This is a genomic window from Pseudomonas sp. 300, assembly GCF_055803035.1.
Genome location: NZ_JAVLRV010000002.1, coordinates 1,947,658 through 1,965,216, shown reverse-complemented (window position 1 = coordinate 1,965,216; position 17,559 = coordinate 1,947,658). Strand labels below are relative to the sequence as shown.

The window sequence follows — 17,559 nt, the reverse complement described above, 5'->3', positions numbered from 1 at the left end:
GTCATGCGTCCGCTTACTGATGCAACGCGCTGCCGTAAACCGCCTTCATGCTCGACGCGCTCCAGCAGTAACGCACGATGTCTGACTCATCGAAAAAGTCGGTGCTGATAATGCTGCAACGCGTTACCCAGTCGCGGGTCGGGTTGAACCAGGCGTTGATCTGGGTCTTGATGTCCTGAGGCCCGCCCAGAAAGCCATAACTGGTGGCCGACAACAACCATAGAAAGGTCTCGAACGGTGCGTCTTGCAGCTCGCTGGAAATGTGGCGTTCCAGTTCCGCGGTGTCAGTGAAGGTTTCACCGCTCCATTTGTGCGGGATACGCGGCCAGAAGCAATCATCGTCCAGCCCCGTTACCACGTGCGCAGCCAGTACCAGTCTGCGGCGGGTGCTGATGCGCTTGAGCTCGCCCACCGTTTTCGACGCGTCGTAGGGCGGTATGACGCGGTTCCCTAGTCGATTTACCAACAAATCATTGAGTTTCTTGTGGTCAAAACGCTTCGCACCGTCGCCCATTTGGTGAAAGTCGAAGACGATGAATTCGTCCGGGTTTTGATCAAGGAACGTCGTCGTCGCGTCGATCAGCTCATCAAGGACGCGATGAGATTGAAAACCGTTGTGATGAAAGTAGAAGATCGATTGATCGTGCCCCTCGGTGTAACCAAGACGAATATCAAAGGCCCGTGCGCCGTTGGCCAGTTGCCACGCAAATGAATCGTTCTGACACGTGGTCCAGTTGCCAATCACGACATCATAGTTGGGGGCTTTTTTATCCATGCCGCTGTTATGAGTGCAGGGCCAGACCAAGTCGGTCAACTTCAGGCGGTCAATGTCGAGCACATTACTCATCCATTTCTTTTTGTCGAGAATACCTTGTAGAGATTGGGTCATTATCTTTCCTGATAGTGGCTTCAGCCCGTCCGTGGGATGAAGTGGATAAATGTAAATTCAAGCATAGAAGTGCGCTCCGACATTGCCAGTGATGGAAACATCTGCACAAATTAATGGTTATAGGCGTTTACCTTGAACAGGTTGGCCGTTCGACAATGGCCTACCAGATTCGACGTTTCAAAAAAATCGACATTGATAATGCTGCTCTTCAGAACCCATTCGCTGGCGGCCGGATTGAACCATTGATCAAGTTGCTCGCCGATGTTCACCGGACCGCCCGCTGCATGGTAGCTGGTCGCGGAGAGCGACCACGGCAGGCCGCTGGATGGCGGGTACTTCATCACGCGAGTGATATGCGCGTTCAGTTCACTGATGCTGGTCGTCCCGATCCCGCTCCACTCGTGCTGGATGGACCGACTGAAGAAGGTTGCATCGAATGCCGGGTGATAGTCGGCGGCGACTAGTACACGCTGGGCATGACTGGCCCGTTTCAATTGACTGAGGGGCAGGTTCGCATTTCTGCGAGGAATGATCCGGTCCCCCAGATGTGTCATCAGCAGGCGGTTGAACTCGTGATGGCCAAGGGGCTGGTTGCCTGTGTTCAGCTGATGAAAATCCAGGATGATGAATTCATCGGGGTTTTCCTGCAGAAACCGGATCACGCTCGTGATCAGATTTTCCAGGGAGCGGGAAGAGCGAAAACCGTTGTGCTGAAACCAGAACGTTCCGACGCCATTGCTGCCGATTTCATACTCAAGGCGCAAATCGAGCGCACGTGCGCCATGGGTCAATTGATAATAAAACGAATGGGTCTGACAAGCGGCCCAGTGACTGATCCCCGGCGCCGCGTAGGAAGCCTTCTTGTCCACCCCGGCATTATGAGCTCCGGGCAAAACCAGTTCCGCAAGCGAGAGTGCATCAATAACGGGAAGTTGGGTCATCCAGTTGTGGGCGGTGAAAGCGTGAGTGTCATAGGGGACGTCGGGCAGAAGTCGAATTGCAGCGTTATTCATAGTGCATCCTTGCACAGTGGGTTAATCGTCAGATGAGACGATTCTAACGATCAAGTGTCCGCTTTAGTTTGGTTTTTCGCTTCAATCCATTGCGCCATGTATTGAGTACTTTTGTGTTGATGGTGACGCAACATGCTGCCGGTGAAGTTGTCCCGTCTAAGTGTCGCCAAGTGCTGTTGGCAATACTTGAGTTGTGCAATCAACGCCGGGCCGTGAGTGTGCACCTGGTAACGTTCGGCGAGCAGTTCCAGGCCAACCGTCTGGGCGTTCGACCATTGCGCCTGGTCTTTATAAAGTTGCACCGCGCAATCGGCAAACTCGCGCGCCGTGCGGGTCACCGCACCCGGCCAAGGGCCTTGGCCATGCATGGCTTCGGCGCCGATCGGCGTGGTGACATTAGGCGTACCGCAGATCATCGCATCGACGATTTTGCCCTTGATGCCGGCACCGAAACGCAATGGCGCCAGGCACACGCGTGCGGCCGACATGACTTGCAACGCATCTTCTGCCCAGTTCATTACATGGAAACCTTGAGCCGCATTGTGCAGCGCGGTCGCCTTGGGGGGCGTGTAGGCCCCGTAGATGAGCAGACGGGCAGTGGGCAATTGCTCGCGAATCAGTGGCCAAATGGTGGTTTTCATCCAGAGCACCGCATCCCAGTTGGGCGCGTGGCGGAAGTTGCCAATGCTGAGAAAGTCCGCGCGTTCCTCAAAACCCGCTGGCGGCACGCTCGGCAGATCGACCATCAACGGGCACCAGTGCAGCAGGCTGCGTGGCACCTTGAACTGCTCGACCAGCAACTCGATTTCCGTTTCGGAAATCATCAGGTTCAAGTCGCAGCGATACAGCGCAGCGATTTCCCGTTTGGCCAGGTCGGTGTCGGCCATCAGTTCGAATTCTTCACGCAAGGCCGGCGCGAACAGCTCGCTGAAATCATTGTCGTCGTCGCGGGCCTTCAACCGGTCCTTGAGCCGTTGATGACGGGCATGACGCAGGCTTTGCAAATCCTGGGTGCCGAGCACGCGCAAGGCATCGGGGCAGTGCTTTTCAACACGCCAGCCGAACTGTTCTTCCATCATGAATTGTTCGAACAGCACGATATCCGGCGCCAGTTCACGGACAAACACATCGAAACTGCTGTTGTTCAGTTCTATCGGCACTTCACGAATGCCCAACGCCGTCAGGTCTTCCTGATGTTCGCCAGCGCCGGCCGGGCTGCTGAATGTCACGTCCCAGCCTTGTTGCAGAAACGTCCCGAGCAGTTGCATCACATACCCACCCGCCGCAGAAGAGCGAGGCTCGGGCCAGACGTAGCCGATAACCAGGACTTTGGTGGCGCGGGGCTGACTCATGCAGGGAGGTTCCTTGAAGCGGGGCAGGGGAACAAAAGCGGGGCGCAATTAAACCACAGCCGTGGGCGATTCCTCAGCCCGCTCCAGCGCAGACTAGGTGTGAGCGAGTATGTCTTTGACCTTGTCGCGCAGTTGATCAATGGAAAACGGCTTGCCGATCACCTGCATTCCTGCGGGCACGTCAATGTTTTCGGCATACCCGCTGGCGAACAGAATGGGGAGTTCGGGGCGCAGCATCCGCGCCTGGGTGGCCAGCTCGCGCCCGTCCATTACTGGTAAGCCGACGTCGGTCATCATCAGGTCGATGTACTGGTCTTCGTCGTTGAGAAACTCCAACGCCTTTTCACTGCCGTCGGCTTCGAGCACGTTGAATTCCAGCTCCTCCAGCACATCGACGATCAGCATGCGCACAATGTCGTCGTCTTCAACGACCAGGATGATGGGTTTTTCAGCGGACATAATGGGGCTCTCGAAGGTTGAATGTGCGGTGACCGGTCGATCGGAAATGCCGGGCTTGTGCTTCAGTAAGTGACGGAACCCGACAAGTTCCCAAGCTCGCTGAAAAAAGAATAGCCGCATCGCGCCGGCAAGGATAACCACTCCTTTGCGCAGGGGCAGCTGAATGTAGGAATTCGCGTATAAACACGTCAGAAAATTGGATCAATGCGGCAGTTTTGGGGCAAACTCCTTGGTTTCCAACAGTTCGACAAGGCCCTCCCATGACCACTGCGTCTTCGGTTGATGAGCAACGATTCCGTAAACTCCTGAGCCGCAACGTCAGCCTGCCGTTGGGTGTCGGTGTGCTCAGTGCGGTGTTCTTTGTCTCGCTGATCACCTATCTGCTGTCGGTGATCCAGTGGGTCGAGCACACCGACCGGGTGATCAATAACGCCAATGAAGCGGTCAAGCTGACCGTCGATCTGGAAACCGGTATGCGCGGCTACCTGCTCAGTGGCGACGAGAAATTTCTTGAACCCTACGAAACCGCCCGGCCGAGAGTCGCGGTAGCGGTCAAGACCTTGCTCGAACTGACGGCAGACAACCCGGTGCAGACTGACCGCTTGCAACGGCTCCAGGCGTTGCAGGATGAATGGGCCACGTATGCGCAGAGCATGATCGACTTGCAGCGTGCGAGCGGTGATTACCGCGGTGCCGTCAAGGCCGGGCGCGGCAAACGCCTGACCGATGAAATCCGCAAGCAATTCGAAGACGTGATCGACATGGAGCAGCAGTTACGCGCCACGCGTAACGAAGAAGTGCGCCGTACCACGATCTGGAGCATCAGCCTTTATCTGCTGTTCATTGTCGGCATCAGCGCGTTGCTCGCCTATATTGGTCGCCGCGATCTGCTCAACCTTTCGCAAAGTTACAGCGCTAACCTGGCCGCGCAACAGGCCAGTGCCCATCGGCTGGAGCAGCAAGCCTGGTTGCGCAACGGCCAGACCGAGCTGGCCGAACAAGTGCTGGGGCAACTGTCGCTCAATCTGCTGGGGCGCAACATTTTGCAGTTTTGCGCGCAATACCTCGGCTCGGCGGTGGCGGCTATTTATGTGCGTGAAGAACATGGCGGCCTGAACCGCATTGCCTCTTACGGTTTCTCCCGGGAGCAGGAAGCCCTTGGTCAACAGATTTACAGCGACGAAGGGATTGTCGGGCAAGTGGCGCAACAGGCGCGGCTGATACGCCTCGACAATGTGCCCAGTCACTATTTCAAGGTCAGTTCCGGCCTGGGTGAAGGCTTGCCGCACAGTGTGCTGGTGGTACCGACCAGCGATGACGAACGGGTCAACGGGGTCATCGAACTCGGCTTCCTGCGCCCGCTGAACGACCGCGACATCGAATTGCTGGAATTGATTGCTGGCAACATTGGCACTTCCATCGAGGCCGCACGCTATCGCCAACGCTTGCAGGAAGTGCTCGCCGAAACCCAGCAGCTCAACGAAGAACTGCAAGTTCAGCAGGAAGAACTCAAGACCGCCAACGAAGAGCTTGAAGAGCAATCAAGGATTCTCAAAGAGTCCCAGGCGCATCTGGAAACCCAGCAAGTCGAACTGGAGCAGACCAACGAGCAGCTCGCCGATCAGGCACAGATCCTCGCCGAACAACGCGATGCCATGGACCTGAAGAACACCGAACTCAATCATGCCCAGGCGCAGCTCGAGGAGCGCGCCGAAGAGCTGCAGCGCTCAAGCAAGTACAAGTCTGAATTCCTCGCCAACATGTCTCACGAATTGCGCACGCCGCTGAACAGTTCGTTGATCCTGGCCAAGTTGCTGGCGGAAAACCCGCAGGAAAACCTCAGCGCCGAACAGGTCAAATTCGCCGAGTCGATCTATTCGGCCGGTAACGATTTGCTGAACCTGATCAACGACATTCTCGACATTTCCAAGGTCGAGGCCGGCAAACTGGATATGCGTCCGGAAAACACCAGCGTTGCCCGTCTGGTGGACGGTTTGCGCGGGATGTTCCAGCCATTGGCGACGGACAAGCGCCTTGATTTCCAGGTCGATGTGCAGCCCGGCGCGCCGATGATGATCTTCACCGACCGCCAGCGTCTGGAACAGGTGGTGAAGAATCTGCTGTCCAACGCGGTGAAGTTCACCGAGAAAGGCGCGGTCAGCCTGACCGTCGCCAGTCAGCCAAACGACGGGATTGCCTTTATCGTTCGCGATTCCGGGATCGGTATTGCAGCGGAGCAGCAGGAAAGCATTTTCGAAGCATTCCGCCAGGCCGATGGCACCACCAATCGCCGTTACGGCGGCACGGGTCTGGGTCTGTCGATTTCCCGCGATCTGGCGACACTGCTCGGCGGCTCCATCAGCGTCACCAGCGAACCGGGGCAGGGCAGTGTGTTTACCCTGGTCTTGCCGCAGCACTACATTGAACCGGGCGAGACGCCGGTCAAGCCGATGCAGGCCTCACCGGTCACGATGGCGCCGAGAGTGCCGACTCTTGCCCTGGTGCCGCTGATAGCTGACGTTGATATTCCGCGTTTCGACGATGATCGCAGCAAGGCGCCGTTCAACACTCGCTGTATTCTGGTGGTGGAGGATGAGCCGAACTTCGCGAACATCCTCTACGATCTGGCCCACGAATTGGGGTATCAGTGCCTGGTAGCCCATGGTGCCGACGAAGGTTACGACCTTGCGAAGGCGTACATTCCCGACGCCATCCTGCTGGACATGCGCCTGCCGGACCATTCCGGTCTGACGGTGTTGCAACGTCTGAAGGAACACGCGCAAACCCGGCACATTCCGGTGCATGTGATCTCGGTCGAAGACCGCGTGGAAGCCGCCATGCACATGGGCGCGATCGGTTATGCGGTCAAGCCGACCACCCGCGAAGAGCTCAAGGATGTGTTTGCACGCCTCGAAGCCAAGTTGACCCAGAAGGTCAAACGCGTGCTGCTGGTGGAGGACGACGATTTGCAACGCGACAGCATTGCCCGCTTGATCGGCGACGATGACATCGAGATCACCGCTGTCGGCCTCGCGCAGGATGCGCTGGATCTGCTGCGCACGACGATTTTCGACTGCATGATCATCGACCTTAAGCTGCCGGATATGCTGGGTAATGATTTGCTCAAGCGCATGTCCACCGAGGACATCTGTTCGTTCCCGCCGGTGATCGTCTACACCGGGCGCAACCTGACCCGGGACGAAGAAGCCGAACTGCGCAAGTATTCGCGCTCGATCATCATCAAGGGCGCGCGCTCGCCAGAGCGTTTGCTGGATGAAGTGACACTCTTTCTGCACAAAGTCGAATCGCGGTTGTCCCATGAACGGCAGACGATGCTCAAGACCGCGCGCAGCCGCGACAAGGTCTTCGAGGGTCGCAAAGTGCTGTTGGTGGATGACGATGTACGCAACATCTTCGCCCTCACCAGCGCGCTGGAGCAAAAAGGCGCAGTCGTGATCATTGGCCGCAACGGCCGTGAGGCGATTGAAAAACTGAATGAAGTCGAGGACATCGATCTGGTGCTGATGGACGTGATGATGCCGGAGATGGACGGTTTCGAGGCGACGAGCCTGATCCGCCAGGACCCGCGCTGGCGCAAGCTGCCCATCATTGCGGTGACGGCCAAAGCCATGAAGGACGATCAGGAGCGCTGCCTGCAGGCCGGTTCCAACGATTACCTGGCCAAGCCTATCGACCTGGATCGCCTGTTCTCGCTGATTCGCGTGTGGTTACCGAAGATGGAACGCATTTAGTGGAACGCAATTATTCAGTGGAGCGAAATAGCGAAATCGAACTGCGCTTGTTGATTGAGGCGATCTACCTCAAATACAGCTACGATTTTCGTGATTATTCTGGCGCGTCGATCAAACGCCGCGTCCAGCATGCGCTGAGTCAATTGGAGTGCGCGACCATTTCGGCGTTGCAAGAGAGGGTGTTGCACGATCCGAAGGCGTTCATGCAGTTGCTGCAATTACTGACGATCCCGGTCAGCGAGATGTTCCGCGACCCTTCGCACTTCCTCGCCATTCGCGAGGAAGTCGTGCCGCTGCTCAAGACCTACCCCTCGATCAAGATCTGGATTGCCGGTTGCAGCACTGGTGAAGAGGTCTATTCGATGGCGATCCTGCTGCGCGAAGAAGGCTTGCTCGATCGCACCATCATCTATGCGACCGACATCAATCCGCGCTCGCTGGACAAGGCCAAGCAGGGGATTTTCTCCATGGAGAATGTCCGGGCCTACACTCACAACTACCAGCAGGCAGGTGGCCAGCGTTCGTTCGCCGACTACTACACGGCGGCGTACGGCTACGCGATTTTCGACAAGAGCTTGTGCGAAAACGTGACCTTTGCCGATCACAGCCTGGCGACGGACAGCGTCTTTTCAGAAACTCAATTAATTTCGTGTCGTAACGTATTGATTTATTTCAATAAAAAACTTCAGGATCGAGCGTTTGGATTGTTCCACGAATCCCTTTGTCATCGGGGTTTTCTGGCGCTGGGTAGCAAGGAAACCCCGGACTTTTCGGCTTTCGGCAATCAGTTCGAGTCGTTGGTCAAACAAGAACGGATCTACCGTAAATCATGAACAGTGCAGCGGATTTGCCTACTGTCGAGGCCATCGTGATCGGCGCTTCAGCCGGTGGCGTGGAGGCGTTGCTGAGTATTCTCAGCCCTCTGCGTGAAGGTTTCATGCTGCCGATCATTGTCGTGCTGCACCTGCCGGACGAGCGTCGCAGCCACCTCGCCGAAGTGTTTGCCCGAAGAGTCGCAATGCGCGTTGTCGAGGCACATGACAAGACGCTGATCGAAACGGGAACGTTGTATTTCGCCACACCGGGCTATCACTTGTCGGTGGAGCAGGACCGCACCTTTTCCCTGAGTCTTGAAGACCGCGTGCATTATTCGCGGCCGGCCATCGATTTCCTGTTCTCGTCGGCAGCGGATGCTTACGGTCCTGCCTTGGCCGCGGTGCTGTTGACCGGTGCCAATCGCGATGGCGCGAGCGGCATGGCAAAGGTCCAGCATCTTGGCGGCCTGACTATCGTGCAGGACCCGAACGAAGCCCAGGTTGCGACCATGCCCCTGGCGGCGCTGGATGTTCACCAACCAGACCACATTCTCCCCATACGCGGCATCGGCCGTCTGCTTGTCGAGCTGGAACGAATAGCATGCTAAGTAACATCCAAGCCAAACTGCTGATCGTCGACGATCTGCCGGAGAACCTGTTGGCGCTCGAAGCGCTGATCAAGCGTGAAGACCGTGTGGTCTACAAAGCCTTGTCCGCCGACGAAGCCTTATCGCTGCTGCTGCAACACGAATTCGCCATCGCCATTCTCGATGTGCAGATGCCCGGCATGAATGGCTTCGAACTGGCCGAGTTGATGCGCGGCACGGAAAAGACCAAGAACATCCCGATTGTGTTCGTCAGTGCCGCCGGCCGTGAACTGAACTACGCGTTCAAGGGCTACGAAAGCGGCGCCGTGGACTTCCTGCACAAACCCCTGGATATCCACGCGGTGAAGAGCAAGGTCAACGTCTTTGTTGATCTGTACCGCCAAAGCAAGGCCATGAAGCAACAGGTCGAAGCGCTGGAACAGAGCCGCCGCGAGCAGGAAGCGCTGCTAAAACAGTTGCAGAGCACCCAGTCGGAACTGGAGCAGGCGGTGCGCATGCGCGATGACTTCATGTCCATCGTCGCCCACGAAGTGCGTACGCCGCTCAACGGTCTGATCCTCGAAACCCAACTGCGCAAGATGCACCTGGCCCGGGACAATGCCGCTGCGTTCACCCTGGAAAAAATGCACGCGATGGTCGATCGCGACGAGCGGCAGATCAAAAGCCTGATTCGCCTGATCGAAGACATGCTCGATGTGTCGCGCATTCGCACAGGCAAGTTGTCCATCCGTCCGACACGCTTCGATCTGTCGGCTCTGGTGCGCAATTTTCTGCAGAACTTCGCCCCGCAGATCGATGCCGCCGAATCCGCGGTCACCCTGGACGCCGAGCATCCGGTGGAGGGCAATTGGGACGAATTCCGTATAGAACAGGTGATTTCCAACCTGTTGACCAACGCATTGCGTTACGGCGCCAAGAGCCCGATCAACGTGAAGGTGTACAGTGAGAACGATCAGGCGCGGGTGGAAGTGTGCGATCAGGGCATCGGCATCGGTGAAGAAAACCAGAAGCGCATTTTCCAGCAGTTCGAACGCGTGACGGCTAAACATGCCGTCGCCGGGCTGGGCCTGGGGTTGTTTATTTCAGAGCAGATTGTGACCGCCCATGGCGGTACCATTACCGTCGAGAGCCGGATTGGCGAAGGCGCCTTGTTTCGCGTTTGTCTGCCGCTGTAGGAAAACAGCCAGTTAAACGCAACCTCTGATCGACCTCACGGTCGTATCAGCAGCTATTGACCGAACAAAGGCTTCCCATGAGTGAAGATGCACAAGATGTCGTATTGATCGTCGAAGATGACCCCTCGATCCTGATGGTGTTGTCGGCTTACCTGTCGGGTGAGGGCTACCGGGTATTGCAGGCCGAAAACGGCGAGCAAGCCTTCGAGATTCTGGCGAGCAAGCCGCATCTGGACATGATGATCACCGACTTCCGTCTGCCGGGTGGGATTTCTGGCGTGCAGATCGCCGAACCCGCCGTGAAATTGCGACCGGAGCTCAAGGTGATTTTCATCAGCGGTTACCCGCAGGAAATCCGCGAGACCGACAGTCCGATAACGCGCACGGCGCCAATCCTGGGCAAGCCGTTTGATCTGGATGTGTTGCAGGAATTGATGCAGGACATGTTGTCCTAATCATTTGTCGGCATGGCTCGACCGGTTGACCCCGGACCAGCAGGAGCCGACTTGCCGGCGAAGAGGCCCCTGAGGTTTGCGTCGATCTTGCGGCCGCTATCGCCAGCAGCTGGCTCCTGCAGGGGCGATCTTCAGATTCGGATCATCTCCCGCACCTTCGCCGTCAACAGGTCGAAGGTAAACGGCTTGGTGATCATCTGCATGCCCGGATCAAGGAAACCACCGCGCACTGCCGCGTGTTCCGCATAGCCGGTGATGAACAACACTTTGAGGTCGGGCCGGTACTGGCGGCCGATTTCTGCCAGTTGCCGGCCATTCATGCCTGGTAACCCGACGTCGCTGATCATCAGGTCGATACGCTGCCCGGAGTCGAGAATCGGCACCGCGCTGTCGGCGTCACCGGCCTCGACGAAGGCGTAACCCAGGTCACTCAGCACCGTACTCACCAGCACCCGCACAGCCGGATCATCCTCGACGATCAGCACCGTTTCGCCGTTTTGCGCGAACAGCGCATGCTGGACGTCTATCGGCGGGGCCTCGGGCAGCTCACCACCAAAGCGTGGCAGAAACAGACTGACGGTGGTGCCTACATCCACTTCACTTTGAATGGCGACATGCCCGCGCGATTGTTTGCTGAAACCGTAGATCATCGACAACCCAAGGCCCGTGCCCTGGCCGATTGGCTTGGTGGTGAAAAACGGGTCGAACGCGCGGTTGATGGTGCTTTGCGGCATGCCGCAACCGTTGTCGGTAACGCTAAGCACCACGTAATCACCGGGTTTCAGGGTGTTGTGGGCTTCGGTGAAATCGCTGTCCAAGTATTGATTGCCGGTTCTGACGACAAGTTTTCCGCCATCAGGCATGGCATCCCGCGCGTTGATCACCAGATTGAGCAGGGCACTCTCCAGTTGATTGGGATCTGCCTCGGCCACCCACAACTGCTCGCTCAACTGCATGTCCAGTTGAATGCTCTCATTGATGCTGCGCTGCAACAGCTCGCCCATGGACACCACGAGGGTGTTCATCTCCACGGGTTTGGAGTCCAGCGACTGACGCCGCGAGAACGCCAGCAGACGGTGGGTCAGCCCCGCCGCACGGTTGGCCGACGTCACGCCAAGATCGATCAGGCTGTCGAGGTCTTCAGTGCGTCCACGCGCCAGGCGTCGGCGCAACAGTTCCAGGCTGCCGATGATCCCGGTCAACATGTTGTTGAAGTCGTGGGCAATGCCGCCGGTGAGTTGACCGACCGCCTCCATTTTTTGCGATTGGCGCAGGGCTTCTTCGTTGTGGCGCAACTGTGTGGTGCGTTCCTCGACCTGCTGTTCCAGGGTTTCGAGGGTGGTTTGCAGGCGCAGTTCGCTTTGACTCAGATCGATCAGCCGATCCCTGGCGTCATACTGTCGTCGTCGGCCGCGCAGCGCGGTGGTCACCAGGCTGATCAACGTCACCGGATGAAAAGGGCGCTCAAGGAAGGTGACATTGCCCAGTTGCGGGCCGAAGCGCGAGGCAGGGTTCTGTTCCGGGCCGCCATGGTAGGTCATCAGAACAATCGGCAGATCGGACCACGACGGCTGTTGTTCAATCAGTCCGACCAACGGTTCGATATCGCCGCCCAGCAAGGCCTCGGAGGAGATCAGCAGCAACCCGGCGCCTTGCTCCAGCTCGGCGCACAGGCCGATCAGATCCCGGGTAATGACACCGTCGTAACCGGCTTCGTTGAGCATCATCAGGGCAATCTGGCCGTCACGTCCCAGCGGCGCGAGAATGATCGCGCGCTCGGACGTAGCTTGCATGACCGTCATGGGAACGGGTCCCCGAGCAACGGATTGCTCGCACCCAGGTAAGTTGGCACGCCGCGCAACACACCCTGGAAAGCGTCCAGCGGTTCGCCGATGGTCATGCCGTGTCCGCTGATGCGGTATTCGCGAATGGTCGATTCATGGCTGCCCGTACGTTTCTTGATGATCGAAATGGCCCGGCGAACCTTGCCCAGTGCTTCGAAGTAGCGCAGCAGGATGACGGTATCCGCCAGGTAGGTGATGTCCACCGGGGCCTGCATGTCGCCGACCAGACCGTGCTGGGCGACGGTCATGAAAGTCGCAGCGCCCTGGCGGTTGAGGTACAGCAGCAATTCATGCATGTGCAGCACGAGGGCGTTTTCTTCGGGCATCGCCGCCTGATAGCCGTTGATGCTGTCGATGACCACGGTCTTGATATTGCGCACATCGACGCAACGCCGAACCCGGTGGGAAAACTCGCCGGGGGACAATTCCGCCGCATCCACTTGCTCGATCAGCAGGTTGCCGGTGTCTTGCAGGGCCTTGAGGTCGATGCCCATGTTGTTCATGCGTTCAAACAGCAGGCCGAGGTCTTCATCGAAGATGAACAGCGCGGCTTTTTCTCCCCGAGCCACGGCGGCAGCGGCGAAAATCATCGAGATCAGTGATTTGCCGGTACCGGCCGGGCCGAGGATCAAGGTGCTGGAACCGGTCTCGATGCCGCCGCCGAGCAGGGCATCCATTTCCTTGATGCCACTGGTGAGTTGCGTGCGCACGTACTTGCCACGATGTTCGGCGGCCACCAGGCGCGGAAAGACGTGGACGCCGTCACCCATGATGGTGAAGTCATGGAAACCGCCGCGGTATTTCTGGCCGCGGTACTTCACCACGCGGATGCGCCGGCGTTCGGCGCCATAGTTGGGGGTCAGCTCCTCAAGGCGAATTACGCCGTGGGCAACGCTGTGCACGGTTTTGTCGAGGGATTCGGTGGTCAGGTCGTCCAGCAGCACCACGGTGGCGTCATAGCGCACGAAGTAGTGTTTAATCGCGAGGATCTGGCGGCGATAGCGCAATGAGCTTTGGGCCAGCAGGCGAATTTCGGAAAGGCTGTCGAGCACCACACGAGTGGGTTTGACCCGTTCGACCACTTCGAAAATCTGCTTGGTGGCTTCACCCAGTTCAAGGTCCGAGGAGTACAGAAGGCTCTGCTGATGCTCGGCATTGAGCAGGCTTTCCGGCGGGGTCAGCTCAAAAATGTGGATGTTGTCATCCAGCTCCCAGCCATGGGAGCGCGCCCCTTGGCGCAGCTCGCGCTCGGTTTCGGACAGGGTGATGTACAACGAGCGTTCGCCGGCTCTGGCACCGGCCAACAGAAAATGCAAAGCGACGGTGGTTTTGCCGGTTCCGGGTTCACCCTCCAGCAAAAACACGTGGCCGCGGGACAGTCCACCGGCCAGGATGTCATCCAGACCTTCGATGCCGGTGGCGGCTTTTGCACTGAACAACTCGTTAGATGTAGACAAAAAATGCCCTCTCATGACTAGGGGAAGCGAGGCAGCAGGTCTGAATACCTGAATGGACTGCCTGATCACTTGACCGTTGGCCGAGACGACGGTTCAACCTTTTGTTACACCTGACTTTGCAGGAGCCCGCGTGCCAGCGATAGCGGCCGCCAGGTCAATAATGATTTAAAGCCCTTGCTGTAACGCCGGGTCGTCCGGATTGAGCTGTTCGAGTTGCGCCAACAGAATCTGCACGTTTTGCAGCTGCCCGCTTTCTTTCCAATAGTTGATCAACAACACCCGTGCCTTACGGTCGGCCGGGTGGCGCTGGACGATTTCCTGCAACTGCTTCTGCGCCGCTTCCAGCTCTTGTTCGTCGTGCAGCGTGGTGGCGAGGTCGTAGCGGTAATCCTTATTGTCCGGTTCCAGCTCCACGGCTTTGGACAGGCCGAGCAGGGCGAATTCGCTCTGTCCGTGATGCAGCAACCAGAGCCCCAGGGCATGTTGCAGGTAAGCGGAATCGGGCTGAGCCTTCAACTGTTTGGCCAGTAGCAGCCGGGCGGCTTCGTTTTGGCCTAGTTTGTCCAGCACCTCGATCTGCATCACCAGTGCCGGCAGATTGTCAGGAGCAAGGCGCAAGGTGTTCTCCAACGCCTGTTGCGCCGCCTTGAATTCGCCGTTATGCAGATGCAGTCGGGCCAGCTGGAACTGGTTGTCCGCGCTGTCTGGCGCACTGGTGAGCACTTGCTCCCACGCGTCGATCGCCTGCTGCAACGGTCCGAAATACAACCCAAGGTCGTCCGGCGACAGTCCCAGCAACGCGTTCACCGCGGCGAACCGCACGTGTTGTTCGCTGTCATCGAGCAGCGGCCCCAGCAGCAGGCTGCGTTGCCCGCTCGGGACTAAACCGCTGATGCTTTTGATCGCAGCGATGCGCACCTCGACGGCCGGATGCTGCAGGTCTGCGTCCGCCAGTTTCAGGGCAACAGTGCTCGGATAATTGGGCAGTTCGGCATGCAGCCAGACGCGGCGCTTGGGGGAAATGTCAGGGCGGCCCAACTGCTGATACAAAACCCGCGCTGCGCCCGGTTGCCCCGTCCGCGCCTGGTTCAGCGCTTCGCTGTAACCGCGCTTGATCGCTTCCGGCACCACGGGCGCAGTGCTGCGCAGGAAAAACCACGCAAGGCCGATGGCAAACAAGGTGCAGAGGCTGATGATCAGGTAACGGCGGGACTGGGGCATGCAGGAATCCGGGAGCTGGCAAGCTTTTGCAAGGTCGCCAGCTTCGGTCAGGCCGGGCTGTGAGTCAAACCCTGAGGCCATTGCGCAGCGGATTGACAGTATTTTTCCTACAAGTCCTGTCGATACTGAAACCCTGTCGAGCCACCGAAGCAGTGACTACGCTTGCTGGAGAGAACTCGATGAGCACGCCCATGCAACCACTGCTTCAATACTTCAAGGCAATACTCAACCCTGGGCCGGCGGTGGTGTTGTTCGCCTTGAGAACCATTGCAGCCGGGCTGTTGACGCTGTACCTGGCGTTCCTGTTCGACCTCGACCAGCCCAAGTGGTCGATCATGGCGGTGGTCATCGTCAGTCAACCATTGGGCGGAATGGCCCTGGCTCGCAGCTTCGGCCAAGTCGTCGGTACCACACTCGGGGCCGTGGTCGCGGTGTTGATCATGGCGATCTTTCCCCAGGCGCCGTTGCCTTTCATCGTTACCCTGGCCTTGTGGCTGGCGTTGTGTACCGCTGGCGGCACCTTGTTGCGTTACACCAGTTCCCAGGCATTTGTCTTGAGCGGCTACACGGCGGTGGTCGTGGCGCTGCTGGCCGTGCCTGATCAGGACGGCACGTTCCTGCTGGCCGTGACCCGCGTCACCGAAACCTTGTTGGCGGTGGCCTGCGTATGTGTGGTCAGCCTGCTCACCGCGCGCCCGGAAACCGTGGCCCGGGACTATTTCGCCAAAATCGATCAAGTCATCAAGCTGCTGGCTACCCATGCCGCTGCGGTCATTCGCACTGAAGAAAACGAGGCTGACTTCCACCGCCGACAGATGCAACTGTTGGGGGAGATCAGCGCTCTTGAAGGCGTGCGTCGGCATTTGTATTTCGACGCGCCACGGTTGCGCAGTGCCAATGGCCTCGTGCAGTTACTGGGCAACCAGCTCGTGCTGCTCACCTCGCGGCTGACGGCGCTGCGTCACCAGCGAGAACTGCTGACCGAGCGTTGGCAAGGAGCTCTACCCGAGGAAATTCAGCTGTTGCGCGCTGAAGAGCTGGCCTTCCTCGATCAACTGGCCCTTCAAGGGCGCTCGCTGTCGAGCGAGGCGCGGCACCATTTCGCGGCGCTGCAACAGCGTTTCGATGATCAGGCCTACAAGGCTGAACAACTCACCGAGACGATGCCTGCCACGTTGCGCTCCCTGGCCTGGGCACTGCGCTGGGAACAGGCCCGGATGTTGGAGCAACTGGGGCAGATGCTCGAGCTGAGCGATGCCATTCAGGACGAACGTGCGGCCAGCTGCGTCTTTCGCGGACAAGACAATCCGTTGCATCTGGATTTCACGCTGGCGGCAATGAATGCGATCCGCGCCTTTACTGCCTTGGTGGTCGCCGGGTTCATCTGGATCGAGACCGGTTGGGACGGGGCCCGGGGCGGGATGATTGTGGTGGGGATTCTCTGTTCGCTGATGGCGACTTTTCCCCGGCCATTACTCGCCAGCCAAAGCTTTGCCAGGGGGTTGGGTCTGGCGCTGGTGGTGTCAGCGCTCTACCTGTTCTTGCTGATTCCGATGATCAGCGGCTTCGAACTGCTGGCCTTGCTGCTCGCGCCGTTGCTGTATGCCGTTGCGGTGGGGTTGTCCAGCCCGCCAACCACGGGCACCGGGATTGGCCTCGGATTGACGACGATGCTGTTGCTGGGCCCGCAAAACGTCGGCATCGGGCAAAACACGGCGATTCAGTGGTTCGAGTTTGCCGGGGCCTATATCAGTGCCGCCGCACTGGCACTAAGTGTGTACGCCTTGATATTCCCGTTCCGGCCCGTGTTGCGGATACGTCGACTGTTCAAAGAGAACTGCGAGCAGGTCTACGCTTTGCTGAAGACCCCGGCCACCGACGAACAACAATTTGCCTTTGAAAGCCGCATGGTCGATAGCCTGACCATGATGTTGGGCCTGTTGCCGGCCACCACTGACAAGCATTCCAGAGACCTGTTTGAAGTCAGCCTCGGGTGCATGGCACTGGGCGTGGCGTTGAATCAGCTCAGGCAACAGGGGCAAAGCAACGCGTTGCTGAGTACCGATCAATTGAACCGTTTGCTGGCGGCAGTCCGTGAGACCGGGCGACTGATTGCCGGGCGCCCCGGGATCGACCTTGAACGGTTGCTGGAAAACCTGCGAGTCCTGGGTGATGAAATGGACGACTTGCATCTGGACGTTCATGAACACTTGTGGTCGGTCTTCAGGATGCGCGTGGCGTTATTGATTGTGGTGTCGTTTCTGGAGCGATATCGCGCCTGGTTTCAACCCGCTGAACAGGAAGGAGATCCCGTCCTTGCCCATTGACCTGGAAGTAGGGGGCGTCTATTTGCCGCCGATTGCGCAGGCGCTGTTGCTGGCCCTGCCGATTTTTTTGCTGCTGGATTGGACCCTGCGCCGCCTTGGTGTATTGCGGTTCGTCTGGCACGAAGCCTTGTTTGAGGGGGCGTTGTACGCCTGTGTTTGCGCAACGCTGATTCTGGTGATGGGAGCTTGATG

14 protein-coding genes are annotated in these 17,559 nt (G+C 58.2%); 7 read left to right on the top strand and 7 right to left on the bottom strand.

The features are described from left to right. Positions 1-13: 13 nt before the first annotated feature. The 4 genes from Q7W83_RS15395 to Q7W83_RS15380 form a co-directional block, all read right to left on the bottom strand. Complete coding sequence (locus Q7W83_RS15395; protein ID WP_473656302.1) at positions 14-889, bottom strand: phosphatidylinositol-specific phospholipase C domain-containing protein; 876 nt, start codon at positions 887-889, stop codon at positions 14-16. Positions 890-999: 110 nt separating this feature from the next. Continuing rightward, positions 1,000-1,902: a phosphatidylinositol-specific phospholipase C domain-containing protein gene (locus Q7W83_RS15390; RefSeq protein WP_473656301.1), complete on the bottom strand. Its 903-nt coding sequence runs from the start codon at positions 1,900-1,902 to the stop codon at positions 1,000-1,002. Between the two features lie 50 nt (positions 1,903-1,952). Continuing rightward, positions 1,953-3,254 carry a glycosyltransferase gene (locus Q7W83_RS15385; protein ID WP_150629641.1) on the bottom strand — a complete coding sequence of 434 codons (1,302 nt, stop codon included), beginning with the start codon at positions 3,252-3,254 and terminating at the stop codon, positions 1,953-1,955. A 93-nt stretch (positions 3,255-3,347) separates the two neighbouring features. Then, positions 3,348-3,713, bottom strand: a complete 366-nt coding sequence (locus tag Q7W83_RS15380) for a response regulator (RefSeq protein WP_473656300.1) — start codon at positions 3,711-3,713, stop codon at positions 3,348-3,350. 260 nt (positions 3,714-3,973) lie between these two features. On the opposite strand from Q7W83_RS15380, the gene Q7W83_RS15375 reads away from it, so the two are divergent. From Q7W83_RS15375 to Q7W83_RS15355, 5 genes are all read left to right on the top strand, one after another. Then, entirely contained in the window at positions 3,974-7,465 is a 3,492-nt protein-coding gene (locus Q7W83_RS15375) for a response regulator (RefSeq protein ID WP_473656299.1), read from the top strand. Next, positions 7,465-8,298 (top strand): CheR family methyltransferase, encoded by an 834-nt coding sequence (locus tag Q7W83_RS15370; protein WP_150629636.1) that lies wholly within the window; start codon positions 7,465-7,467, stop codon positions 8,296-8,298. Before Q7W83_RS15375 ends, Q7W83_RS15370 begins: the two co-directional genes overlap by 1 nt. Continuing rightward, positions 8,295-8,888 (top strand): chemotaxis protein CheB, encoded by a 594-nt coding sequence (locus Q7W83_RS15365; RefSeq protein WP_150629634.1) that lies wholly within the window; start codon positions 8,295-8,297, stop codon positions 8,886-8,888. Before Q7W83_RS15370 ends, Q7W83_RS15365 begins: the two co-directional genes overlap by 4 nt. After that, positions 8,882-10,063, top strand: a complete 1,182-nt coding sequence (locus Q7W83_RS15360) for a hybrid sensor histidine kinase/response regulator (RefSeq protein ID WP_150629633.1) — start codon at positions 8,882-8,884, stop codon at positions 10,061-10,063. The genes Q7W83_RS15365 and Q7W83_RS15360 overlap by 7 nt, the downstream gene beginning before the upstream one ends. A gap of 77 nt (positions 10,064-10,140) precedes the next feature. Further along, positions 10,141-10,518: a response regulator gene (locus tag Q7W83_RS15355; protein WP_150629631.1), complete on the top strand. Its 378-nt coding sequence runs from the start codon at positions 10,141-10,143 to the stop codon at positions 10,516-10,518. A gap of 131 nt (positions 10,519-10,649) precedes the next feature. On the opposite strand, the gene Q7W83_RS15350 is transcribed toward Q7W83_RS15355, so the two are convergent. The 3 genes from Q7W83_RS15350 to Q7W83_RS15340 form a co-directional block, all read right to left on the bottom strand. Beyond that, complete coding sequence (locus Q7W83_RS15350; RefSeq protein ID WP_473656298.1) at positions 10,650-12,320, bottom strand: response regulator; 1,671 nt, start codon at positions 12,318-12,320, stop codon at positions 10,650-10,652. Further along, entirely contained in the window at positions 12,317-13,819 is a 1,503-nt protein-coding gene (locus Q7W83_RS15345; RefSeq protein ID WP_150653434.1) for an ATPase domain-containing protein, read from the bottom strand. Before Q7W83_RS15345 ends, Q7W83_RS15350 begins: the two co-directional genes overlap by 4 nt. A 165-nt stretch (positions 13,820-13,984) precedes the next feature. Then, positions 13,985-15,040: a tetratricopeptide repeat protein gene (locus Q7W83_RS15340; RefSeq protein WP_150653433.1), complete on the bottom strand. Its 1,056-nt coding sequence runs from the start codon at positions 15,038-15,040 to the stop codon at positions 13,985-13,987. A 179-nt stretch (positions 15,041-15,219) separates the two neighbouring features. On the opposite strand from Q7W83_RS15340, the gene Q7W83_RS15335 reads away from it, so the two are divergent. Both Q7W83_RS15335 and Q7W83_RS15330 read left to right on the top strand, forming a co-directional pair. Next, positions 15,220-17,367 (top strand): FUSC family protein, encoded by a 2,148-nt coding sequence (locus Q7W83_RS15335; protein WP_150638980.1) that lies wholly within the window; start codon positions 15,220-15,222, stop codon positions 17,365-17,367. Then, positions 17,357-17,557 (top strand): DUF1656 domain-containing protein, encoded by a 201-nt coding sequence (locus tag Q7W83_RS15330; RefSeq protein WP_008026537.1) that lies wholly within the window; start codon positions 17,357-17,359, stop codon positions 17,555-17,557. The genes Q7W83_RS15335 and Q7W83_RS15330 overlap by 11 nt, the downstream gene beginning before the upstream one ends. Positions 17,558-17,559 lie beyond the last annotated feature (2 nt).

What these genes read in the sequence shown, in the direction of transcription:
- Q7W83_RS15375 (WP_473656299.1), top strand. Translation starts at nt 3,974, where the DNA reads ATGACCACTGCGTCTTCGGTTGATGAGCAACGATTCCGTAAACTCCTG.
- Q7W83_RS15350 (WP_473656298.1), bottom strand. Translation starts at nt 12,320, where the DNA reads ATGACGGTCATGCAAGCTACGTCCGAGCGCGCGATCATTCTCGCGCCG.
- Q7W83_RS15365 (WP_150629634.1), top strand. Translation starts at nt 8,295, where the DNA reads ATGAACAGTGCAGCGGATTTGCCTACTGTCGAGGCCATCGTGATCGGC.
- Q7W83_RS15335 (WP_150638980.1), top strand. Translation starts at nt 15,220, where the DNA reads ATGAGCACGCCCATGCAACCACTGCTTCAATACTTCAAGGCAATACTC.
- Q7W83_RS15385 (WP_150629641.1), bottom strand. Translation starts at nt 3,254, where the DNA reads ATGAGTCAGCCCCGCGCCACCAAAGTCCTGGTTATCGGCTACGTCTGG.
- Q7W83_RS15355 (WP_150629631.1), top strand. Translation starts at nt 10,141, where the DNA reads ATGAGTGAAGATGCACAAGATGTCGTATTGATCGTCGAAGATGACCCC.
- Q7W83_RS15395 (WP_473656302.1), bottom strand. Translation starts at nt 889, where the DNA reads ATGACCCAATCTCTACAAGGTATTCTCGACAAAAAGAAATGGATGAGT.
- Q7W83_RS15360 (WP_150629633.1), top strand. Translation starts at nt 8,882, where the DNA reads ATGCTAAGTAACATCCAAGCCAAACTGCTGATCGTCGACGATCTGCCG.
- Q7W83_RS15340 (WP_150653433.1), bottom strand. Translation starts at nt 15,040, where the DNA reads ATGCCCCAGTCCCGCCGTTACCTGATCATCAGCCTCTGCACCTTGTTT.
- Q7W83_RS15380 (WP_473656300.1), bottom strand. Translation starts at nt 3,713, where the DNA reads ATGTCCGCTGAAAAACCCATCATCCTGGTCGTTGAAGACGACGACATT.
- Q7W83_RS15390 (WP_473656301.1), bottom strand. Translation starts at nt 1,902, where the DNA reads ATGAATAACGCTGCAATTCGACTTCTGCCCGACGTCCCCTATGACACT.